An 18,164-nucleotide genomic window follows, 5' to 3' on the forward strand; every position below is an offset into this window, starting at 1 on the left:
GTGCCGGTCGCGTCCGTCACGCCGCGACCGGGGTCTGCCGGGCGGGGCTCTGTGCGGGTGTCAGGGCCAGCTCCAGGACCTGGCGGACGTCCGAGACGGGGTGGACGTCGAGACCGTCGAGCACCTCTTCGGGTACGTCGTCCAGGTCGGGCTCGTTCCGCTTGGGGATGATCACGGTGGTCACCCCGGCGCGGTGGGCCGCCAGGAGCTTCTGCTTGACGCCGCCGATGGGCAGCACCCGGCCCGTGAGCGAGACTTCTCCGGTCATGGCGACCTCGGGCCGCACCTGGCGTCCGCTCAGCAGCGAGGCCAGGGCCGTCGTCATGGTGACGCCTGCGCTGGGTCCGTCCTTGGGAACGGCACCCGCGGGCACGTGCAGGTGGATGCCGCGTTCCTTGAGGTCACCGACGGGCAGTTCCAGTTCGGCGCCGCGCGAGCGCAGGTAGGAGAGGGCGATGTGCGCGGACTCCTTCATCACGTCGCCCAGCTGTCCGGTCAGGGTCAGCCCGGAGGCGCCCGTCTCGGGGTCGGCCAGCGAGGCCTCGACGAAGAGGACGTCACCACCTGAGCCGGTGACGGCCAAACCGGTCGCGACACCGGGGACGGCGGTGCGGCGCTCGGCCGGGTCCTGAGCGGCCTCGGGCGTGTGCCGGGGGCGGCCGATGAGTGCGCGCAGCTCGTCCACGCCGACGGTGTACGGCAGCTCGGCCTGTCCCAGCTGCTGCTGGGCCGCGACCTTGCGGAGCACCCGCTGGACGGCCCGCTCCAAGGAGCGCACGCCCGCCTCGCGGGTGTACTCGGCGGCGAGCTTGCGCAGCGCCGGCTCCTCGAGGGCGACCTCGCCCTCGGCGAGTCCGGCGCGCTCCAGTTGCCGGGGCAGCAGGTGGTCGCGGGCGATGGTGACCTTCTCGTCCTCGGTGTAGCCGTCGAGTTCGACGACCTCCATGCGGTCGAGCAGGGGCTGCGGGATGGCTTCCAGCACGTTGGCTGTGGCCAGGAAGACGACGTCCGAGAGGTCGAGCTCGACCTCCAGGTAGTGGTCGCGGAAGGTGTGGTTCTGCGCCGGGTCCAGCACCTCCAGCAGCGCCGCGGCCGGGTCGCCGCGGAAGTCGGAGCCGACCTTGTCGACCTCGTCCAGCAGGACGACCGGGTTCATCGACCCCGCTTCCTTGATGGCGCGGACGACGCGTCCCGGCTGGGCTCCGACGTAGGTGCGCCGGTGGCCGCGGACCTCGGCCTCGTCGCGCACACCGCCCAGCGCCACGCGGACGAACTTCCGTCCCATCGCGCGGGCCACGGACTCGCCCAGCGAGGTCTTGCCGACTCCGGGCGGCCCGGTCAGTGCCAGCACCGCTCCCCCGCGCCGCCCGCCGACGACGCCGAGGCCGCGCTCGGTGCGCCGCTTGCGCACGGCGAGGTACTCGGTGATGCGTTCCTTGACGTCCTGCAGCCCGGCGTGGTCGGCGTCGAGTACGGCCTGGGCTCCGGTGATGTCGTAGGCGTCCTCGGTGCGGACGTTCCACGGCATCTCCAGGACCGTGTCCAGCCAGGTGCGGATCCAGCTCACCTCGGGTGACTGGTCGCTGGAGCGCTCCAGCTTGTCGACCTCCTTGAGGGCGGCCTTCCTGACCTCCTCGGGCAGGTCGGCGGCCTCGACGCGGGCGCGGTAGTCCTCGCCCTCGCCCTCCGGGTCGCCGTTGAGCTCGGCCAACTCCTTGCGGACGGCTTCGAGCTGGCGGCGCAGCAGGAACTCGCGCTGCTGTGCCTCGACACCCTCCTGGACGTCCTTGGCGATGGACTCGGCCACGTCCTGTTCGGCCAGGTGGTCGCGGAGCGCGGCAGTGGCGAGCCGCAGCCGTTCGACGGGGTCGGTGGTCTCGAGCAGCTTCAGCTTCTGCTCGGTGGTCAGGAACGGGGAGTAGCCGGCGTTGTCGGCGAGCTGGCCCACGTCGTCGATCTGCTGCACCCGGTCCACGACCTGCCAGGCGCCGCGCTTGCGCAGCCAGTCGGTGATGAGGGCCTTGTACTCCTTCATCTGTTCGACGACCTGCCCCGGCAGGGGGTCGGGTACCGGCTCGGCGACGGGCGTGCCCAGTACCCACAGGGCGGCGCCCGGGCCGCTCGTGCCCGTCCCCACGCGGACGCGGCGCAGGGCGCGGATGAGGGCGCCCGGGTCGCCGTCGGCGAGGCGTCCGGTCTGCTCCACGCGGCCTTCGACGCCGATGTCGGCGTACGTGCCCTCGACCCGCGGGACGAGCAGCACGCGCGGCTTGTCCGTCGAGGCCGCGCCCTCGGGGGCCGAGGCGGCGGGTGCCGACCCGGTGGACGCCGCCGACTTCGCCGCGTCGACGGCCGCCCGCACATCGCTGTCCGAGAGCTCCAGCGGCACCACCATTCCCGGCAGGACGACGCCGTCCTCGGCGTCGATCGGCAGCACGGGCAGGGCGAGCGGTGCGGACTGGGGCTCCGTGGATTCAGTAGACTCAGCAGCCATGATCTCTCCCTAGGCAGGCAAGTTGAGTAATACCCACTCAATGCTTTTGATGCCCCTGATGTTCCCCCGGCCCACCGAGGAACTGTTCGCTCTCAGCGATCGCCGCACCCTCCCCCCTCCGGGCTTCCGGCCTACGCTGCCTCCATGCCGTATTCCGCCGTCTCCGCCCCGGCCACCGACACCGCCGTCACCCTTGAGCGGCGCGAGGGGCCGTGGGGTGAGGTCGTCCTGCGGCGGCGCGGGACGCACTACGAGATCATCGCCAACGGCTGCTTCCTGATGGACACCTCCGACGGACGGTCCGAGCGGCTGCTGGTGCGGGCGGCGCTGGAGGAACTCGACACCCGCGCGGGCCCCCGGCTGCTGATCGGCGGGCTGGGAGTCGGTTTCTCGCTCGCGGAGGCGGCCGCGGAGCCGCGCTGGGGCGGTATCACCGTGGTGGAGCGCGAGCCGGCCATCCTCGACTGGCACCACACAGGGCCGCTCTCCCAGCTCTCCGCCGATGCGCTGGCCGATCCGCGCACCGCGCTGGTGGAGGCCGACCTGGTGGCGTACGTACACGAGGCGGCGGCGGGCGGCGGCGGCCGTTTCGACGCGCTGTGCCTGGACATCGACAACGGTCCCGAGTGGACCGTCACCGACGACAACTCCTCCCTCTACTCCCCCACAGGTCTGGCGGCCTGCCGGGAGGCGCTCGCTCCGGGGGGCGTCCTCGCCGTCTGGTCGGCGCAACCCTCGTCCGCATTCGAACGATCACTCGTGAATGCGGGGTTCTGCCGTGTTCGGACGGATGAGATCCCCGTCGTCCGAGGCGTCCCCGACGTGGTCCACTTCGCAGCCCGACCGGCGTAGCCGAGCGGTGGAGCAGGCCCTTACGCTGCTGTTCCAAGAAAGCCGGAAGAGCCACAGGGGCGGGGTCGTATGGACCAGAAGAACACCACTCAGACAGCTGGCGGAGCCGTCGCCGCGACCACCCCCGGCGCTCAGCGACGCATTCTCGTCGTGGAGGACGATCCCACCATCGTCGACGCGATCGCGCGGCGGCTGCGCGCGGAGGGCTTCCAGGTACAGACGGCCGGTGACGGGCCCGCCGCGGTGGACACCGCCGAGGCGTGGCAGCCCGATCTGCTGGTGCTGGATGTGATGCTGCCCGGCTTCGACGGCCTGGAGGTCTGCCGCCGGGTGCAGGCGCAGCGCCCGGTTCCGGTGCTGATGCTGACCGCGCGGGACGACGAGACGGACATGCTGGTGGGTCTCGGCGTGGGCGCCGACGACTACATGACCAAGCCGTTCTCGATGCGCGAGGTCGCCGCCCGGGTGCACGTGCTGCTGCGCCGGGTCGAGCGGGCGACGCAGGCGGCGAGCACGCCGCGCAACGGCATACTCAGGCTCGGCGAACTGGAGATCGACCACGCCCAGCGGCGGGTCCGCGTCGGCGGCGAGGACGTGCACCTGACGCCGACGGAGTTCGACCTGCTGGTGTGCCTGGCGCACTCGCCGCGCGCGGTGCTCTCCCGCGAGCAGCTGCTGGCCGAGGTGTGGGACTGGGCCGACGCGTCCGGCACCCGCACCGTGGACAGCCACATCAAGGCCCTGCGGCGCAAGATCGGCGCCGAGCGCATCCGCACGGTGCACGGGGTGGGGTACGCGCTGGAGACCCCAGGACCCGACGGCGCCCCCGCGCCGGTGACGGGTGCCGCGACGGAGAGCTCCTGACGGGCGGCGGGACGGCGCGCGTGTTCGCTTCGGTGTCCAGCCCCTCCGGCTCGTCCGGCCCCCACGGCTCTCCCGGCCCATCCGGCCCGCACGGCTCTCCCGGCCCATCCGGCCCCCATGGCCCTTCCGGCCCCCACGGCCCTTCCGGCTCGTCGGGCTCCGGCCCCCCCGGRCCGCCGACGCTGCTGGCCCGCTCGCTGAGCCGCTGGAAGCGCTCTGCGGCGGCCCGCGTCGGTTCCCACTGGTGGGAGCGGCTGTGGGAGGGTCTGCGTCCGCTGGACCCGTACAGGTCGGTCAAGGCGGCGCTCGGCGCGCTGGTGATCGTCTCCGTGGTGATCACCACACTGCTGGCGCTCTTCGCGGTGCAGTCGGCGACCGAGCTGCGGGTCATCACGATCATCTCGATCGTGGCCTCCCTGCTGATCACCCAGTTCGTGGCGCAGTCGGTGACGGCGCCGCTGGACGAGATGACGGACGCGGCCAAGGCGATGGCGGGCGGCGACTACTCCCGCCGGGTGCGTGGCGGCCGGCGGGACGAGTTCGGAGAACTGGCCGAGAACTTCAACCGGATGGCTGCCGATCTGGAGGCCGTCGACCAGCACCGCAAGGAGCTGGTCGCCAATGTGTCGCACGAGCTGCGCACCCCGATCGCGGCGCTGCGCGCGGTCCTGGAGAACGTCGTGGACGGTGTCTCGGACGCCGACCCGGAGACGATGCGCACAGCACTGTCGCAGACCGAACGGCTGGGCCGCCTGGTGGCTCACCTGCTGGATCTCTCCCGGCTGGACAGCGGGGTCGTCCCGCTGCACTCGCGGCGTTTCGAGGTGTGGCCGTACCTGGCGGGCGTGCTGAAGGAGGCCAACATGAGCAAGGGCTCCGGGCACTCCCGTAAGGATGTCCACCTGCATCTGGACGTCTCGCCGCCCGAGCTGACGGCTTACGCCGACCCCGAACGGCTGCATCAGGTGGTGGCGAATCTGATCGACAACGCCGTCAAGCACAGCCCGCAGCACGGCCGGGTCACGGTCCGGGCCAGGCCGGGCGGCGAGGCGGCAGCGGGCGGGTCCGCCGACAGCCTGGAGGTCGAGGTGCTGGACGAGGGGCCCGGCATACCCGAGGCCGAGCGGCAGCGGGTCTTCGACCGGTTCAACGGCACACACAGCACCGAGTCCACTCGGGGCGCCCAGGGCATCAGCCCAGGGGGCGGCACAGGTCTGGGGCTGGCCATCGCGCGCTGGGCGGTGGAGTTGCACGGCGGCTCGATCCGAGTGGCCGAATCGCCGCGCGGTTGCCGGATCCAGCTCACTCTTCCGGGGACGAGCGGGCAGCCGGATTGACGCTTTCCCGCGTCCAGGGGGCCCGGGGACGCACCTGGTGGGGTGTCCGGTTCCGTCCGCGAGGCAAAACCGTGAGTGATTCCCGCCAAGTCCTGGCCCGAAACCGGCTGCTTAATGTGACGTACGTGACCAAGGGGCCGCCCGGACTACGCCTCTCGCCAGGAGAGGCGTAGCCTTTATTTCCGCTGTCCACCACCTAAGGAAGCGGAAGAGGGCGGTTGCCGCCGTGTCGTCACAGTCCCCCAACAGCTCATCGAGCACCTCTACGGAACGGAAGGACGGACAGGGTAAAGACCCTGGTCCGGCGTTCGGGCCGAACGAGTGGCTCGTCGACGAGATCTACCAGCAGTACCTCCAGGACCCGAACTCGGTAGACCGAGCCTGGTGGGACTTCTTCGCTGACTATCAGCCGGAGTCCTCCGAAGGGGCCGCGGCGCCGGACGGCGCGGGCACCCCACGGGACGCCTCCCCGAAGGCCGCGCCGGCCCAGGCCCCGGCGTCCTCCGCCGCGCCGCAGGCACAGGCACAGGCCCAGCAGGCCGCCCAGCCCGCGAGCGCCCCCGCGCAGGCCGCCCAGCCGAAGCAGGCGCAGGCACAGCCCCAGCAGGCCGCCGCACCGGCCGAGCCGCAGCAGAAGGCCGAGCCGCGGCAGAAGGCGGAGCCCAAGCCCGCCGCCAAGCCGGCGGCCCGGCCCGCGGGCGCGGCGAAGGCCTCGGACGGCGGCAAGGCCGCGGCGGAGGGCCAGGCCGAGGGTCCGGAGTACGTGGCGCTGCGCGGCCCGTCCGCGGCCGTGGCCAAGAACATGAACGCCTCCCTGGAGCTGCCCACGGCCACGTCCGTGCGCGCGGTCCCGGTGAAGCTGCTGTTCGACAACCGCATCGTCATCAACAACCACCTCAAGCGCGCCCGCGGCGGCAAGGTGTCGTTCACGCACCTGATCGGCTACGCCATGGTGCAGGCGCTCAAGGCGATGCCCTCGATGAACCACGCGTTCACCGAGAAGGACGGCAAGCCCACCCTGGTCAAGCCGGACCACGTGAACCTGGGTCTGGCCATCGACCTGGTGAAGCCGAACGGCGACCGCCAGCTCGTCGTGGCGGGCATCAAGAAGGCCGAGACGCTGACCTTCTTCGAGTTCTGGCAGGCCTACGAGGACATCGTCCGCCGGGCCAGGAACAACAAGCTGACGATGGAGGACTTCTCCGGCGTCACCTGCTCGCTGACCAACCCGGGCGGCATCGGCACCGTGCACTCGGTGCCGCGTCTGATGCCGGGCCAGGGCCTGATCATGGGCGTCGGCGCGATGGAGTACCCGGCCGAGTTCCAGGGCACCTCGCAGGACACCCTCAACCGGCTCGGCGTCTCGAAGGTGATGACCCTCACCAGCACCTACGACCACCGGGTCATCCAGGGTGCGGCCTCCGGCGAGTTCCTGCGCAAGGTCTCGCAGCTGCTGCTGGGCGAGGACAACTTCTACGACGAGATCTTCCGTGCGCTGCGCATCCCGTACGAGCCCGTGCGCTGGATGCAGGACATCGACGCCTCGCACGACGACGACGTCACGAAGGCCGCGCGCGTCTTCGACCTGATCCACTCCTACCGGGTCCGCGGCCACATCATGGCCGACACCGACCCGCTGGAGTACAAGCAGCGCAAGCACCCCGACCTGGACATCACCGAGCACGGTCTGACCCTGTGGGACCTGGAGCGGGAGTTCGCGGTCGGCGGTTTCGCCGGCAAGTCCATGATGAAGCTGCGCGACATCCTGGGCGTGCTGCGTGACTCGTACTGCCGCACCACCGGCATCGAGTACATGCACATCCAGGACCCCAAGCAGCGCAAGTGGATCCAGGACCGCATCGAGCGGCAGCACTCCAAGCCGGAGCGCGACGAGCAGCTGCGCATCCTGCGCCGGCTGAACGCGGCCGAGGCCTTCGAGACGTTCCTGCAGACCAAGTACGTGGGGCAGAAGCGCTTCTCGCTGGAGGGCGGCGAGTCCGTCATCCCGCTGCTGGACGCGGTCATCGACGCGGCGGCCGAGTCGCGGCTGGACGAGACCGTGATCGGCATGGCGCACCGCGGCCGGCTGAACGTGCTGGCGAACATCGTGGGCAAGCCGTACGCGCAGATCTTCCGGGAGTTCGAGGGCAACCTCGACCCGAAGTCGATGCACGGCTCCGGCGACGTGAAGTACCACCTGGGCGCGGAGGGCGTCTTCACCGGCCTGGACGGCGAGCAGATCAAGGTCTCGCTGACGGCCAACCCCTCGCACCTGGAGGCGGTCGACCCGGTCGTGGAGGGTGTCGCCCGCGCCAAGCAGGACATCATCGGCAAGGGCGGCACGGACTTCACGGTGCTGCCGATCGCGCTGCACGGCGACGCGGCCTTCGCGGGCCAGGGCGTGGTGGCCGAGACGCTGAACATGTCGCAGCTTCGCGGCTACCGCACCGGCGGCACGATCCACATCGTCATCAACAACCAGGTCGGGTACACCGCGCCGCCCGAGTCGGCGCGCTCGTCGATGTACTCCACGGACGTGGCCCGCATGATCGAGGCCCCGGTCCTGCACGTCAACGGCGACGACCCGGAGGCCGTGGTGCGCGCGGGCCGGCTGGCCTTCGAGTACCGGCAGGCGTTCAACAAGGACGTCGTCATCGACCTGATCTGCTACCGCAGGCGCGGGCACAACGAGACGGACAACCCCTCGTTCACCCAGCCGCTGATGTACCACCTGATCGACAAGAAGCGCTCGGTGCGCAAGCTGTACACCGAGTCGCTGATCGGGCGCGGCGACATCAGCCTGGAGGAGGCCGAGCAGGCGCTGCAGGACTTCCAGGGCCAGCTGGAGAAGGTCTTCACCGAGGTCCGTGACGCGACGGCGCAGCCGATGGCCGCCGAGGTCCCGGCACCGCAGGCGGAGTTCCCCGTCGGTCTGGACACCGCGATCTCCCAGGAGGTCGTCAAGCGGATCGCCGAGTCGCAGGTCAACATGCCCGACCGGATCACCGTCCACCCGCGCCTGCTGCCGCAGCTCCAGCGCCGCGCGCAGATGGTCGAGGACGGCACGATCGACTGGGCGATGGGCGAGACGCTGGCCATCGGCTCGCTGCTGATGGAGGGCACGCCGGTCAGGCTGTCGGGGCAGGACTCCCGTCGCGGCACCTTCGGGCAGCGGCACGCGGTGCTGCTCGACCAGAACTCCGGCGAGGACTACACCCCGCTGCTGTACCTGGCGGAGGACCAGGCGCGCTACAACGTCTACGACTCGCTGCTGAGCGAGTACGCGGCGATGGGCTTCGAGTACGGCTACTCGCTGGCCAGGCCGGACGCGCTGGTGATGTGGGAGGCGCAATTCGGTGACTTCATGAACGGCGCCCAGACGGTCATCGACGAGTTCATCTCCTCGGCCGAGCAGAAGTGGAACCAGACCTCCGGTGTGACCCTGCTCCTGCCGCACGGCTACGAGGGGCAGGGCCCCGACCACTCCTCGGCCCGCATCGAGCGGTTCCTCCAGCTGTGCGCGCAGAACAGCATGACCGTCGCGATGCCGACGCTGCCGTCGAACTACTTCCACCTGCTGCGCTGGCAGGTGCACAACCCGCACCACAAGCCGCTGGTCGTCTTCACCCCGAAGTCGATGCTGCGGATGAAGGCGGCGGCCTCCAAGGCGGAGGAGTTCACCACAGGCGGCTTCCGTCCGGTCATCGGTGACACGCTCGTCGACAGCGGCAAGCTGGACCCGGCGAACGTCCGCAAGGTCATCTTCTGCTCCGGCAAGGTCTACTACGACCTGGACGCCGAGCGGACGAAGCGCGACCTCACGGACACCGCCATCATCCGGCTGGAGCGGCTCTACCCGCTGCCCGGCAAGGAGATCCAGACCGAGATGGCGCGCTTCACCAACGCGGAGAAGTACGTCTGGGCCCAGGAGGAGCCGGCCAACCAGGGCGCGTGGCCGTTCATCGCGCTCAACCTGGTCGACCACCTGGACCTGATCATCGGCTCGGAACCGGTGCCGAACGCGGACCGGCTGCGCCGCGTCTCCCGGCCGTCCTCGTCCTCGCCCGCCGTGGGCTCGGGCAAGCGGCACGCGGAGGAGCAGGCCCAGCTCGTCAAGGAAGTCTTCGACATCTGAGACGCCTGACGCCTGCCGCAGAAGCAACCGAGGGCCCCCACCGCGACCGCGGTGGGGGCCCTCGGGCGTCCGGGAGGCGCGCCGCCCGAGCCGCGTGCCACCCGGTCTGCTCCGGCCCGGACCAGACCGGATCTGATCGGATCGGGCCGGACCGGACCAGACCGGACCGGGCTGATCCGAACCGGACCGGGTCGGGCCGGGCCGTACCTGGCCTGCTCAGCCCAGGTACGGCTCGTAGTCCCAGTACGGGCGGGTGCGCTGCCGGGCGGAGAGGGTCTGCTGGTGCTGGGCCCCCAGCGAGCGGGTCAGGCGCTCCAACGCGTCGCTCTCCACCGCGCGGGCCTCGTCGCGGCGGCGCAGGGAGCGCAGGTCGATGGCCTGGGCCACCATGCACGAAAGGGTGAGGGGGTGGTCCTCGCCCAGCACGCGCCGGGAGCGCTCCAGCGTGTCACGGCTGAGCTCGTGGGCGTCCTCCAGGGCCTCGGCGAGGTGGCGCCCGCCGCTGGTGTTCAACGCGCAGCCGAGGGTGACGGGGTGGTCGGGGCCCAGCAGCGAGGTGACGCCGGCGAGGGCCTGCTCGAACATGTTCAGGGCGCCGTCGCGTTCGCCCTCGATCTGCAGGACGAGGCCCGCGTTGGACTGCATGGCCGTCGGCACCGGGTGCGCGGGCCCCAGCAGGGCGCGGAAGCCCTCCTCGGCCTCCGTCAGCAGCTCCCGTGCGAGGGTGAGATCGCCGTGCTCGCGCAGGAAGTTGCCGTAGTCCGTCATCAGGGACAGCGTCGTGTAGTGGCCGCGGCTGTGCACCTGCTCCTGCTGGTCGAGCAGGAGCGCCATCGCCGTCGCGATGTCCTGCCGGGGCGTGCCCGCGCGGCGCTGGCACAGCATCAGGTTGTGCCGGGCCATCAGCGTCTGCGGGTGCTGGGCGCCGAGCACCTGGAGCTGGAGCCGCATGGCGAGCTCCTGGCGGGCCAGCGCCTCCTGGTAGCGGCCCAGCAGGCGCAGGTCGCGGGCGCAGGAGTTACCGCTGCCGAGCGTGTAGGGGTGGCGGGCGCGCAGCACCTGTTCGCGGGCGCGCAGGGTGTCCAGGTCGGTGTCGTAGGCCTCCTCGTAGCGGCCGAGCAGCCTGAGCCCGACGGCGAGGTTGTGCTGCGCCAGCAGGCTGGCGCCCTCGTCGGGGCCGTAGAGCCGGCGGGCGACCTCGACGACTCTCTCCTGGCGCTGCAGCGCCTCGTCGTACTGACCGAGCAGGCGCAGGTCGGCGGCCAGACAGCTGGTGGCCTCCATGAGGGCCTCCTCGTAGGGGCCCTCGGAGCGCGGCACCTCCGCGAGGCGCTCCAGCCGGTCGGCGTCGAGGATCTGCGCCTCGCGGAAGCGTCCGGCCGCGCGCAGCACATTCCCCTGGAGGGTGGCGAGGGAGAGCATCTGCTGCGCGTCGGAGCCGAGGAACCTCTCCCACTCCGTGCGGATGCTGGCTGCCAGCTCGGCTCCGAGCGTGAACTCGCCCGAGTTGTAGCAGTAGCGCAGGCAGTTCAGCAGCATCTCCTGGACGCGGCGCTCCTTGCTGGAAGGCGCGATCGACGGCAGCAGGTGCGGCAGCAACTCGGCGTAGCGCCCCCACTGTCGGCTGTCGTTCGGCGCGCCCGGATCGGCCTCGACCAGCAGCCGGTGCACGGTGCCGCGGACGGCGTCGTTGTTGCGGCCCTGGGTCAGCTCGCTGACGACGCTGTGGACGACCTGGTGCATCAGCACCGAGTCGTTCTGCTCGCTCTCGCCGGCCTGGACGCGCGACTCGCGGGTGATCACCGAGTAGTTGACCAGCGAGTCGAGGGCGCGCGCCCAGCTGGAGCGGTCGCTGGCGATCCACCGCAGGTTGTCGGGCAGTTCGGCGGCGGGGATGCCGCGCGCGAGGCCGAGCGGGATGCGTCCGGGGGCGAAGACCGCGCACAGGGAGAGCAGGTCGACGGCGCGCGGCTCGGACTTGCGCAGCTTGTTCAGCAGCATCGACCAGGAGGTCAGCGACGAGTACGGGTAGTCGTCCGGCATGGTGCCCGACTCCAGTCGGGTCAGCCCCACGCCGCGCACCATGCGCAGGTACTCGGGGACCTCCATGCCCTCCTCGCCCAGCCAGGCCGCCGCCTGGGCGAGCTGGAGCGGCAGGTCCTGGAACTCGCCGGCCACCTCGTCGGCCTGCTCGGCGGTGATGTGCGGGGCGCGGCGCATCAGGTAGCCGGTGGACTCGGCGCGGCGGAAGGCGGCGATCTGCTTGATGTCGGTGGCGGCGCGCCAGCTCTTGTTGCGCGAGGTGATCAGGACGTGGCCGCTGCCGCCGTGCGGCAGGAAGGTGGCGGCTTCCTCCGGGTCCTCCCAGCCGTCGAAGATGAGCAGCCACCGCCCCGAGGGCGTGTTCTTGCGCAGCGCCTCCCGCACGGTGCGCAGCCGCTCGCCGACGTCGCCCGCGCGGTCGAGCCCGAGTTCGACGGCGAGCTGCCCGAACGTCTCGCGCTGGGTGTTGCGCTGGTCGCAGTTGACCCACCAGACGACGTCGTAGTCAGGGCCGAAGCGGTGCGCGTACTCGGCCGCGATGTGCGTCTTGCCGATGCCCGCCATGCCGACGAGCGCGCACACGGCCGCGCCCTGCTCCGCGTCCATCAGCCGCTCCTGGAGCTCGTTGAGGATCACGTCGCGGCCCGTGAAACGCCCGTTGCGGCGCGGCACCTCCCCCCACACGTCCGGCGGGTCGTTGGGGTAGCGGCTGGTGTAGCCGGTCTGCGCCGCGGGCGCGCGGCGCGGGCTGAGCCCCAGCCGGTTCAGCAGCCTGCGCTCGGCCTCCTCCTCGCCGACGCCCCACAGGTTGACCGGCTCCAGCACCGCGGTGGCGGGCAGCAGCTCGCGGTTGGTCAGGTTGACGGCGGCGAACCGGTCGGCGTGCGCGGCCACGTAGCCGCGCAGCACCGTGTTCCAGTCGGCCTCGGTGCGCGGGCCGAGTTGCAGGAACACGTCGCTGATGACCAGCAGCACGCGTCCCGAGGCCAGCTGGAGGTCGCCCAGCGCTTCGTGCAGCGGCTGCTCGCGGTCCGGGTCCCAGCGCTGGAGCGTGGTGCGGTGGCCGTGACTCTCCAGCCGGTGCGCGATCCAGTGGCCCCAGGCGCGGTGGTAGCCGGGGAAGACCACCACGAAGTGCTCGGACTCGTCTCCGGGCGGGGTGCCCCGAGCCGGTTCCCGCTGAGCGACCATGCCTGCGTTCTCCCTCGTCCAGCAGCCGTCGTCACCCCGGGGGCGACCTGTACGGCAAGACTACCCAAAGTGACCGTTTGTGAGCTTGTCGGCAGCGACGGCGACGCCGCGGGCGTCCCGGCCGCCTGAGGCGGTGAGCCGCGCGTGGCGGCGGCGCATCCCCTCCACGAACTCTGTGCCCTGGCGGGTCAGTTGACCAGAGCCCAGAAGGAGGAAAAGAGCATGGTCGACCTGGGTGAGGAAGTCCGCGCGGCGCCCCCGCGCGGCCGTTCGCTCGGCGGGGGTCGCCGCGGCACGGCGGGCGAGCCTGTCCCACAGGTCGGCGAGGGCCAGGTGCGCGTAGGTGCCCTGCAGCACGGCGTCCAGCGGCCTGGGGTCGCTGCGCCAGCCGACCTGGAAGACCGCTTCCGTGCCCGGCCTGCTGAGCCGCACCACGCCCTCGAGAACGGCGAGTTTGCTGTGCTGCACCTCGTGGACGAGGACCTCGGCCAGCTCCTCCGGCGTGTGCGGGCGCGTCACCAGCACCGCCCAGGGGGCGGCCATCCGGGTCGCGCTGGCGCGCCCCTGGGGCTTCCACAGCACGGGAACGAGGGACCGCACCAGCCCGGTGACCTCTGCCGCGCGTTCCCGGTCGGCCTCCCGCAGCAGGCGGAGGGCCCGCTTCCACAGTCTGTGCCACGTGTCCGCCTCGCCCGACGCGGCCAGGGTGACGGGCCGCAGTCCCCCGAGGCCCGCCGGGCGCGTCCCGTCGCCCAGGTGGGGGTCGCGGTCGTCCAGGACCGCGAAACCGCCCGTGAGCCCCCGCAGCGGGTGCCAGGGGGCCTGCTCCGCGTCGTATCCGTGGCCGAGGACGGCGGCACGCGGCAGGCGGACCGTACGGCCGCCCCGCGGCGTGAAGGACACGTCGTCGCCCGCCGCTTCGAGACGGGCGTACGGGGCGTCCGTGAGGTACGTGCCCAGCCCCGGCAGCGTCAGCCGTCCGCCGGAGGTCGGCAGGTCGAGCCTGAAGGCGGTGCCGGCAGCGGTGGCGACGGCGGCGGCGAGCGGTCCGGAGCCGGCGAGGGCCGCGGACAGTCCCTCGGGGCCGGCCTCAAGGGTGTGCGCGAGCCAGTTGCCGACGGCGGGATAGCCGAGCGCCGACCGCGCGGCGGCCGGGTCGTGGGACTCGGCCTGTTCCAGCAGCGCCCAGTGCGCGTCCAGCGCGCGGGCGGTCCGCTCGGGCGGGTGGGCGCGCTCGACGCGCGTCAGCAGCGCCTTGAGCAGGACGAGGCGCCGGGAGTGCAGCCAGGCGCCCAACGCCGCCGCCTCCCCCGGCTGCGGCCGGGTCTCTCCCATCCGGCGCAGTTGGCGGTCCGGTATGTCGAATGGCGTCATCGCGGCGGGTCACAGCGGGTTCTGGCGGCCCGCTCCGCGCCCTCCCGCGGTACCCGTCCGGCCACCGCTGCCCTGCGCGGCGCCGGAGATTGTCTGAAACACGCTCTTCCGTTCCCCCGCCCGGGACGCGCCCTGCGAGATATGGCCCTCCCCGTCGACGCCCTCGCCACCTTTGGTGCCGGACCTCCACATCCGCGACAGCTCCTCCCCGTCGCGCAGGGTGTTCTCCACCACCGCCGTGACGGCGGGATCGTCGCAGGTCCTCAGCGCGCGTAGAGTCAGGCCCGTCAGGTCGGGCAGAGGCGGCGGTGCCGCTTCGGTCTGACGGCCCGGGCCACGGGACGTGCCATCGGTCCGCACGGCCACGCTTTTCTCCTCCCCTAGAACTCCGCCCGGGGGCGGTAGCCACGGATGGTTTTCCTTTCCCGTAGCAGGTATCCGGAAACACGTTCGCCGCACACGACCGTCGCATTCGGCCGGTACTCACGCCACGGCACGCGTGCAACGCACGTCCTCAGCGTCCCAATTCGGCCACCCGGCCCCTGGTGTCGCGCACCTCGTCCCAGGGGACGTCCGCCAGGTGACCGGCCAGCAGCTGCCATTCGGCTTCCGCCGCGCGGTAGTCGGCCAACGCGTCCACCTCGCGGCCCTGCGCACGGTGGAAGTCGCCGCGCGCGTGCAGCGCCCTGGCCACCGTGAGGGAACCGCCCTCGTGGGCGCCCGCCACCTCCTCCAGCGCGCTGGTGAGCTCCGCACCCGCCTGCTGGGACTGCGGCGTCCCCGCGGGAAACAGGGCACGGGCCCTGCCCAGCCGCAGCCACGCCTGCGCCCGGCTCTCCGCGTCCGCGCCCTGCCGGGCCGCCTGCTCCAGCAGATGGCACCCCTCGTACAGGTCGGGCCTGAACTGCTCCGCGTCGTAGCGCAGCAGCAGTACGCGGCCCAGCAGCAGTGCCGCACGGGCCACCGCGGGGCTGCCCGTCGGTGCGCGGGTGAGCGCCTCGCGGAGGATGCCCTCGGCGCGGGAGAGGTCGCCCGCGTCGGTGAGCAGCATCTCCCCCCACTCGGTGAGCAGCTCGCCGCGCTGGACGCTGTCCGGCGGGGTGAACCGTTCGGCTTCGGTGTACGCCTGCGCCGCGGCCGTCCAGTCGTGGGCCTCGCGCAGCACGCGGGCGCGTTCCCTGGCGCAGCGCAGCCGCAGCCCGGTCCGCTCCCCCGCGGCGGAGTCGGCCCGCGTCAGCACCTCCAGGCGCTCCCGGGGTGGGGCACCGCTCAGCCGCAGCGCGGACGCCAGGTCGAGCAGGACGCCGCAGCGCTGGGCCGCCCGCTCCTCGCGGCGGTCCACGGCGGTGGCCGGCCGGGCGGCCGGGGTCCCCTGCTGCGTGGCCGGGGGCCCCTGCTGGGGGGCTGGGACGCCCTGCTGAGGGGCTGGGACCCCCTGCTGCGTGGCCGCGCCCCCTCCGGCCGGGGACGAGGCGGACTCCGGCGCCCGCGCGGACGTCTGCGGCGGGGTGACCGGCTCGGTACCCGCACTGTTCTTCCGACGGCCGGCCTCCGCCGACCGGGCGGAGGCCGGGGCCGCGGGGTCGGTGGGGGCGCTGGAGTGCCCGGGGGTGCCGGGCGCGCGGTCAGCCAGCATGTCGCTCACTTCGCGGAGTTCGCTGACGGCCTCGAGGGCCGCCCTGTGGCGGTGTTCGGGTGCTGCGTGGGCGAGCGCGAGCAGCACCCGGCCCAGCCGGAGTTTACGGGTCAGCTCGGCGTCCGGTGGCAGCGCCGGGTCCGTCGTGTCCCCCGTGAGGCGGTCCGCCAACGAGCGCAGCAGCCGCTCGGCGCGCAACAGGTGCCGCAGTCCGCCGCGGGCCTGCCACAGGTCGTTCTCGACGCCGGCCCGCTCCAGCAGGGTGGCCGGCGCGTCGTCCGTCAGGAGTTCGGCGGCGTCCCGCAGCAGGGGTTCGGCACCCTGCGGGCTGCGCCGTACGCCGGCCGTTCCCGCGAGGGCGCGCAGGACGCGACCGAGGGCCAGCCGGGCGCGCGGGCTGTCCCGGTCGGCGGCGCGTGCGGCTTCTCCCACCGAACGAGCGCGGTGCAGCAGTTGGATGTCGCGCTGGGCCCGCCACTGGCCCAGCAGCCGTTCGGTTTCGGCCACCTGGTCGGCCGCGTGCACGTCGGGCAGGTAGAAGCGGACGACCTCGGCGGGGATGGTGGCGAACAGCTCGTCGACCTCGTCGTCGTCCCGTGGCGAGGCCAGGGGACCTTCCTCGTCCTCCCCGGTGAGCTGGGCGACGGCCAGCGCCGCGAAGTTGCGGGTGCCCTTGCCGAAACGCTGCTCCACATGGTCGGACAGGTGTTTGAGGGTGAGGACGGCGGCGCTCTGGTCCAGCGACTGGAGCAGCAATTCCCGCACCCCCGGCGCGAACGTGTAGCGCGGCCCGTACGCGGACGCCTGGCCCTCCCCCTCGCCCTCCTCCTCTGGCAGCCGCGTCAACAGCCCCGACAGCAGGACCTCGGCCAGCTCCATCGGCCCCGTGTCGGGCAGCATCGCCTCCTGCACGAGATGGATGACCGGCAGCAGCAGCGGGACGACGGACAGGTGCAGCGCCAGATCCAGCGCGCCCGGCGAGGCGGTGTTGCGGAACTCCCTCAGCAGCGTGCGCGGCGGCACACCACCCGGCGCGGTGCGCGGCGGCGGCATCGCCGGGTGCCGGGGCAGCACCCAGGCGGCGGCCCCGGGGACCGCGCGCTCCCCGTCCGTGCCCAGCAGCCGCGCCCAGTTGCCCAGCGCCTCGGGCGTCGGCAGCAGCACCGGCACGGCCACCGCGTCGGCGGGCGGCAGCGGTCCGTACCCCTCAGGCTCGAAGGTGACACGTCCGCCGGAGCCGCGCTCGCGCAGCAGCGTCCCCGGCTCGGCCGGCAGCGCCGTACGCGGCCACAGGCGGGGCGGCAGCGGCTGGACGACGGCCAGCGGGGACCGCCCCGACCAGCGGTGCAGCAGCCGCTGGGCGCGGCCGTCCTGCCACAGCGCCCCCACGCAGTCGCTGACGACCAGGGTGAGCCGCCGGCCCGTGGTGTCGCGGTACTGGTCGGCGGGGCGCAGCCGGGTGGTCCCGTCGGCCGGTCCTGTGCCGATGAGCGGGGAGCCGTCCCTGGCGCGGTAGAGGTAGCGGACCTGCACGTCGCGGAAGACGCCGAGCTGTTCGAACGTTTGGCGCAGCCGCTCCAGCGTGGGCTGCCACACGGACGCGGTCGGCGAGGCGTCCATGATGAGCTGGATCTCGCTGTAACGGCGGATCGCGGTGCCGAACACGGGCAGCACCGTGGCGGAGCGGGCACTCAGGTCCGCGGTGGCGCCCTCGTCCAGCCCCCCGGTGGCCGGGGGGAGCGGCGGGCGGTAGCCGTGCAGCGGGCGCAGCGCGTGCTGCAGTTCCAAGAGCCCGGACAGCGCCCCCGCCGCCGGGGCGCGCACCGGGAAGCCCGAGGACGGCGCGCCCCCGTGCCGGCGCGGCGCGAACAGCGACACCGGCGCCGTCCGCTCGGTGACCGCCGCCGGTGCCTCGTCCGGATCCGTCTCCTCGTCCTCGCGCGTCGGCGGTGCGGACGGCTGCGCGTGCGGCGCTCCGGCCGCGGGCCAGCGCGGGCTTGGGGCGCCCGCTGCGGCTTCGTCCGCCTGCCCGTGGGCCGTGAACCGGGCGAGCCACAGCGCCTCGGCCACTTCCTCGGACGAGGGTTCCCAGCCGGCGGCCCGCAGCCGCGCCACCAGCTGAGCCACCTCCCCGACGGCCAGGGCCTCCTGGACGGCCGTGGAGGGCTGCGGCGGGGACGCCTCGGGCCGCGCACGGCCGGTGGGCCGTCGCGGCGGGGGCGGCGCCGGACTCATCAG

At 72.7% G+C, this 18,164-nt stretch carries 9 protein-coding genes; 4 read left to right on the forward strand and 5 right to left on the reverse strand.

Annotated elements, in window-relative coordinates:
- Positions 1–16: 16 nt before the first annotated feature.
- Entirely contained in the window at positions 17–2,494 is a 2,478-nt protein-coding gene (gene lon / locus AB8Z75_RS03525) for an endopeptidase La (RefSeq protein WP_369199860.1), read from the reverse strand.
- Between the two features lie 144 nt (positions 2,495–2,638).
- On the opposite strand from lon, the gene AB8Z75_RS03530 reads away from it, so the two are divergent.
- From AB8Z75_RS03530 to AB8Z75_RS03545, 4 genes are all read left to right on the forward strand, one after another.
- Positions 2,639–3,346 (forward strand): spermidine synthase, encoded by a 708-nt coding sequence (locus tag AB8Z75_RS03530; RefSeq protein ID WP_369199861.1) that lies wholly within the window; start codon positions 2,639–2,641, stop codon positions 3,344–3,346.
- 69 nt (positions 3,347–3,415) lie between these two features.
- A complete protein-coding gene (locus tag AB8Z75_RS03535) occupies positions 3,416–4,210 on the forward strand; it encodes a response regulator transcription factor (protein WP_114023889.1) in 795 nt (264 codons plus the stop codon).
- Positions 4,211–4,407: 197 nt separating this feature from the next.
- The gene (locus AB8Z75_RS03540; RefSeq protein ID WP_369199876.1) at positions 4,408–5,547 is read left to right on the forward strand and encodes an ATP-binding protein; all 1,140 of its coding nucleotides are present in this window, start codon (positions 4,408–4,410) and stop codon (positions 5,545–5,547) included.
- A gap of 226 nt (positions 5,548–5,773) precedes the next feature.
- Positions 5,774–9,682: a multifunctional oxoglutarate decarboxylase/oxoglutarate dehydrogenase thiamine pyrophosphate-binding subunit/dihydrolipoyllysine-residue succinyltransferase subunit gene (locus AB8Z75_RS03545; RefSeq protein ID WP_369199862.1), complete on the forward strand. Its 3,909-nt coding sequence runs from the start codon at positions 5,774–5,776 to the stop codon at positions 9,680–9,682.
- Positions 9,683–9,898: 216 nt separating this feature from the next.
- Here AB8Z75_RS03545 and fxsT read toward each other — a convergent pair whose 3' ends face one another.
- The 4 genes from fxsT to AB8Z75_RS03565 all read right to left on the reverse strand — a co-directional run bounded on the left by fxsT (position 9,899) and on the right by AB8Z75_RS03565 (position 18,161).
- A complete protein-coding gene (gene fxsT, locus AB8Z75_RS03550; RefSeq protein WP_369199863.1) occupies positions 9,899–12,916 on the reverse strand; it encodes an FxSxx-COOH system tetratricopeptide repeat protein in 3,018 nt (1,005 codons plus the stop codon).
- A 60-nt stretch (positions 12,917–12,976) separates the two neighbouring features.
- Positions 12,977–14,290 carry an HEXXH motif-containing putative peptide modification protein gene (locus AB8Z75_RS03555; protein WP_369199864.1) on the reverse strand — a complete coding sequence of 438 codons (1,314 nt, stop codon included), beginning with the start codon at positions 14,288–14,290 and terminating at the stop codon, positions 12,977–12,979.
- A 9-nt stretch (positions 14,291–14,299) separates the two neighbouring features.
- Positions 14,300–14,656 (reverse strand): hypothetical protein, encoded by a 357-nt coding sequence (locus AB8Z75_RS03560; RefSeq protein WP_369199865.1) that lies wholly within the window; start codon positions 14,654–14,656, stop codon positions 14,300–14,302.
- A gap of 148 nt (positions 14,657–14,804) precedes the next feature.
- Positions 14,805–18,161 carry an SAV_2336 N-terminal domain-related protein gene (locus AB8Z75_RS03565; protein WP_369199866.1) on the reverse strand — a complete coding sequence of 1,119 codons (3,357 nt, stop codon included), beginning with the start codon at positions 18,159–18,161 and terminating at the stop codon, positions 14,805–14,807.
- Positions 18,162–18,164: the final 3 nt, after the last annotated feature.

Origin of the sequence: Streptomyces sp. PU-14G (genome assembly GCF_041028275.1) — a bacterium.
In the GTDB taxonomy this organism is placed as follows: Bacteria; Actinomycetota; Actinomycetes; order Streptomycetales; family Streptomycetaceae; genus Streptomyces.

Bases quoted from the DNA above. Each gene is read 5' to 3' on its own strand.
- lon (WP_369199860.1), bottom strand. From the start codon at position 2,494: ATGGCTGCTGAGTCTACTGAATCCACGGAGCCCCAGTCCGCACCGCTC.
- AB8Z75_RS03530 (WP_369199861.1), top strand. From the start codon at position 2,639: ATGCCGTATTCCGCCGTCTCCGCCCCGGCCACCGACACCGCCGTCACC.
- AB8Z75_RS03535 (WP_114023889.1), top strand. From the start codon at position 3,416: ATGGACCAGAAGAACACCACTCAGACAGCTGGCGGAGCCGTCGCCGCG.
- fxsT (WP_369199863.1), bottom strand. From the start codon at position 12,916: ATGGTCGCTCAGCGGGAACCGGCTCGGGGCACCCCGCCCGGAGACGAG.
- AB8Z75_RS03555 (WP_369199864.1), bottom strand. From the start codon at position 14,290: ATGACGCCATTCGACATACCGGACCGCCAACTGCGCCGGATGGGAGAG.
- AB8Z75_RS03565 (WP_369199866.1), bottom strand. From the start codon at position 18,161: ATGAGTCCGGCGCCGCCCCCGCCGCGACGGCCCACCGGCCGTGCGCGG.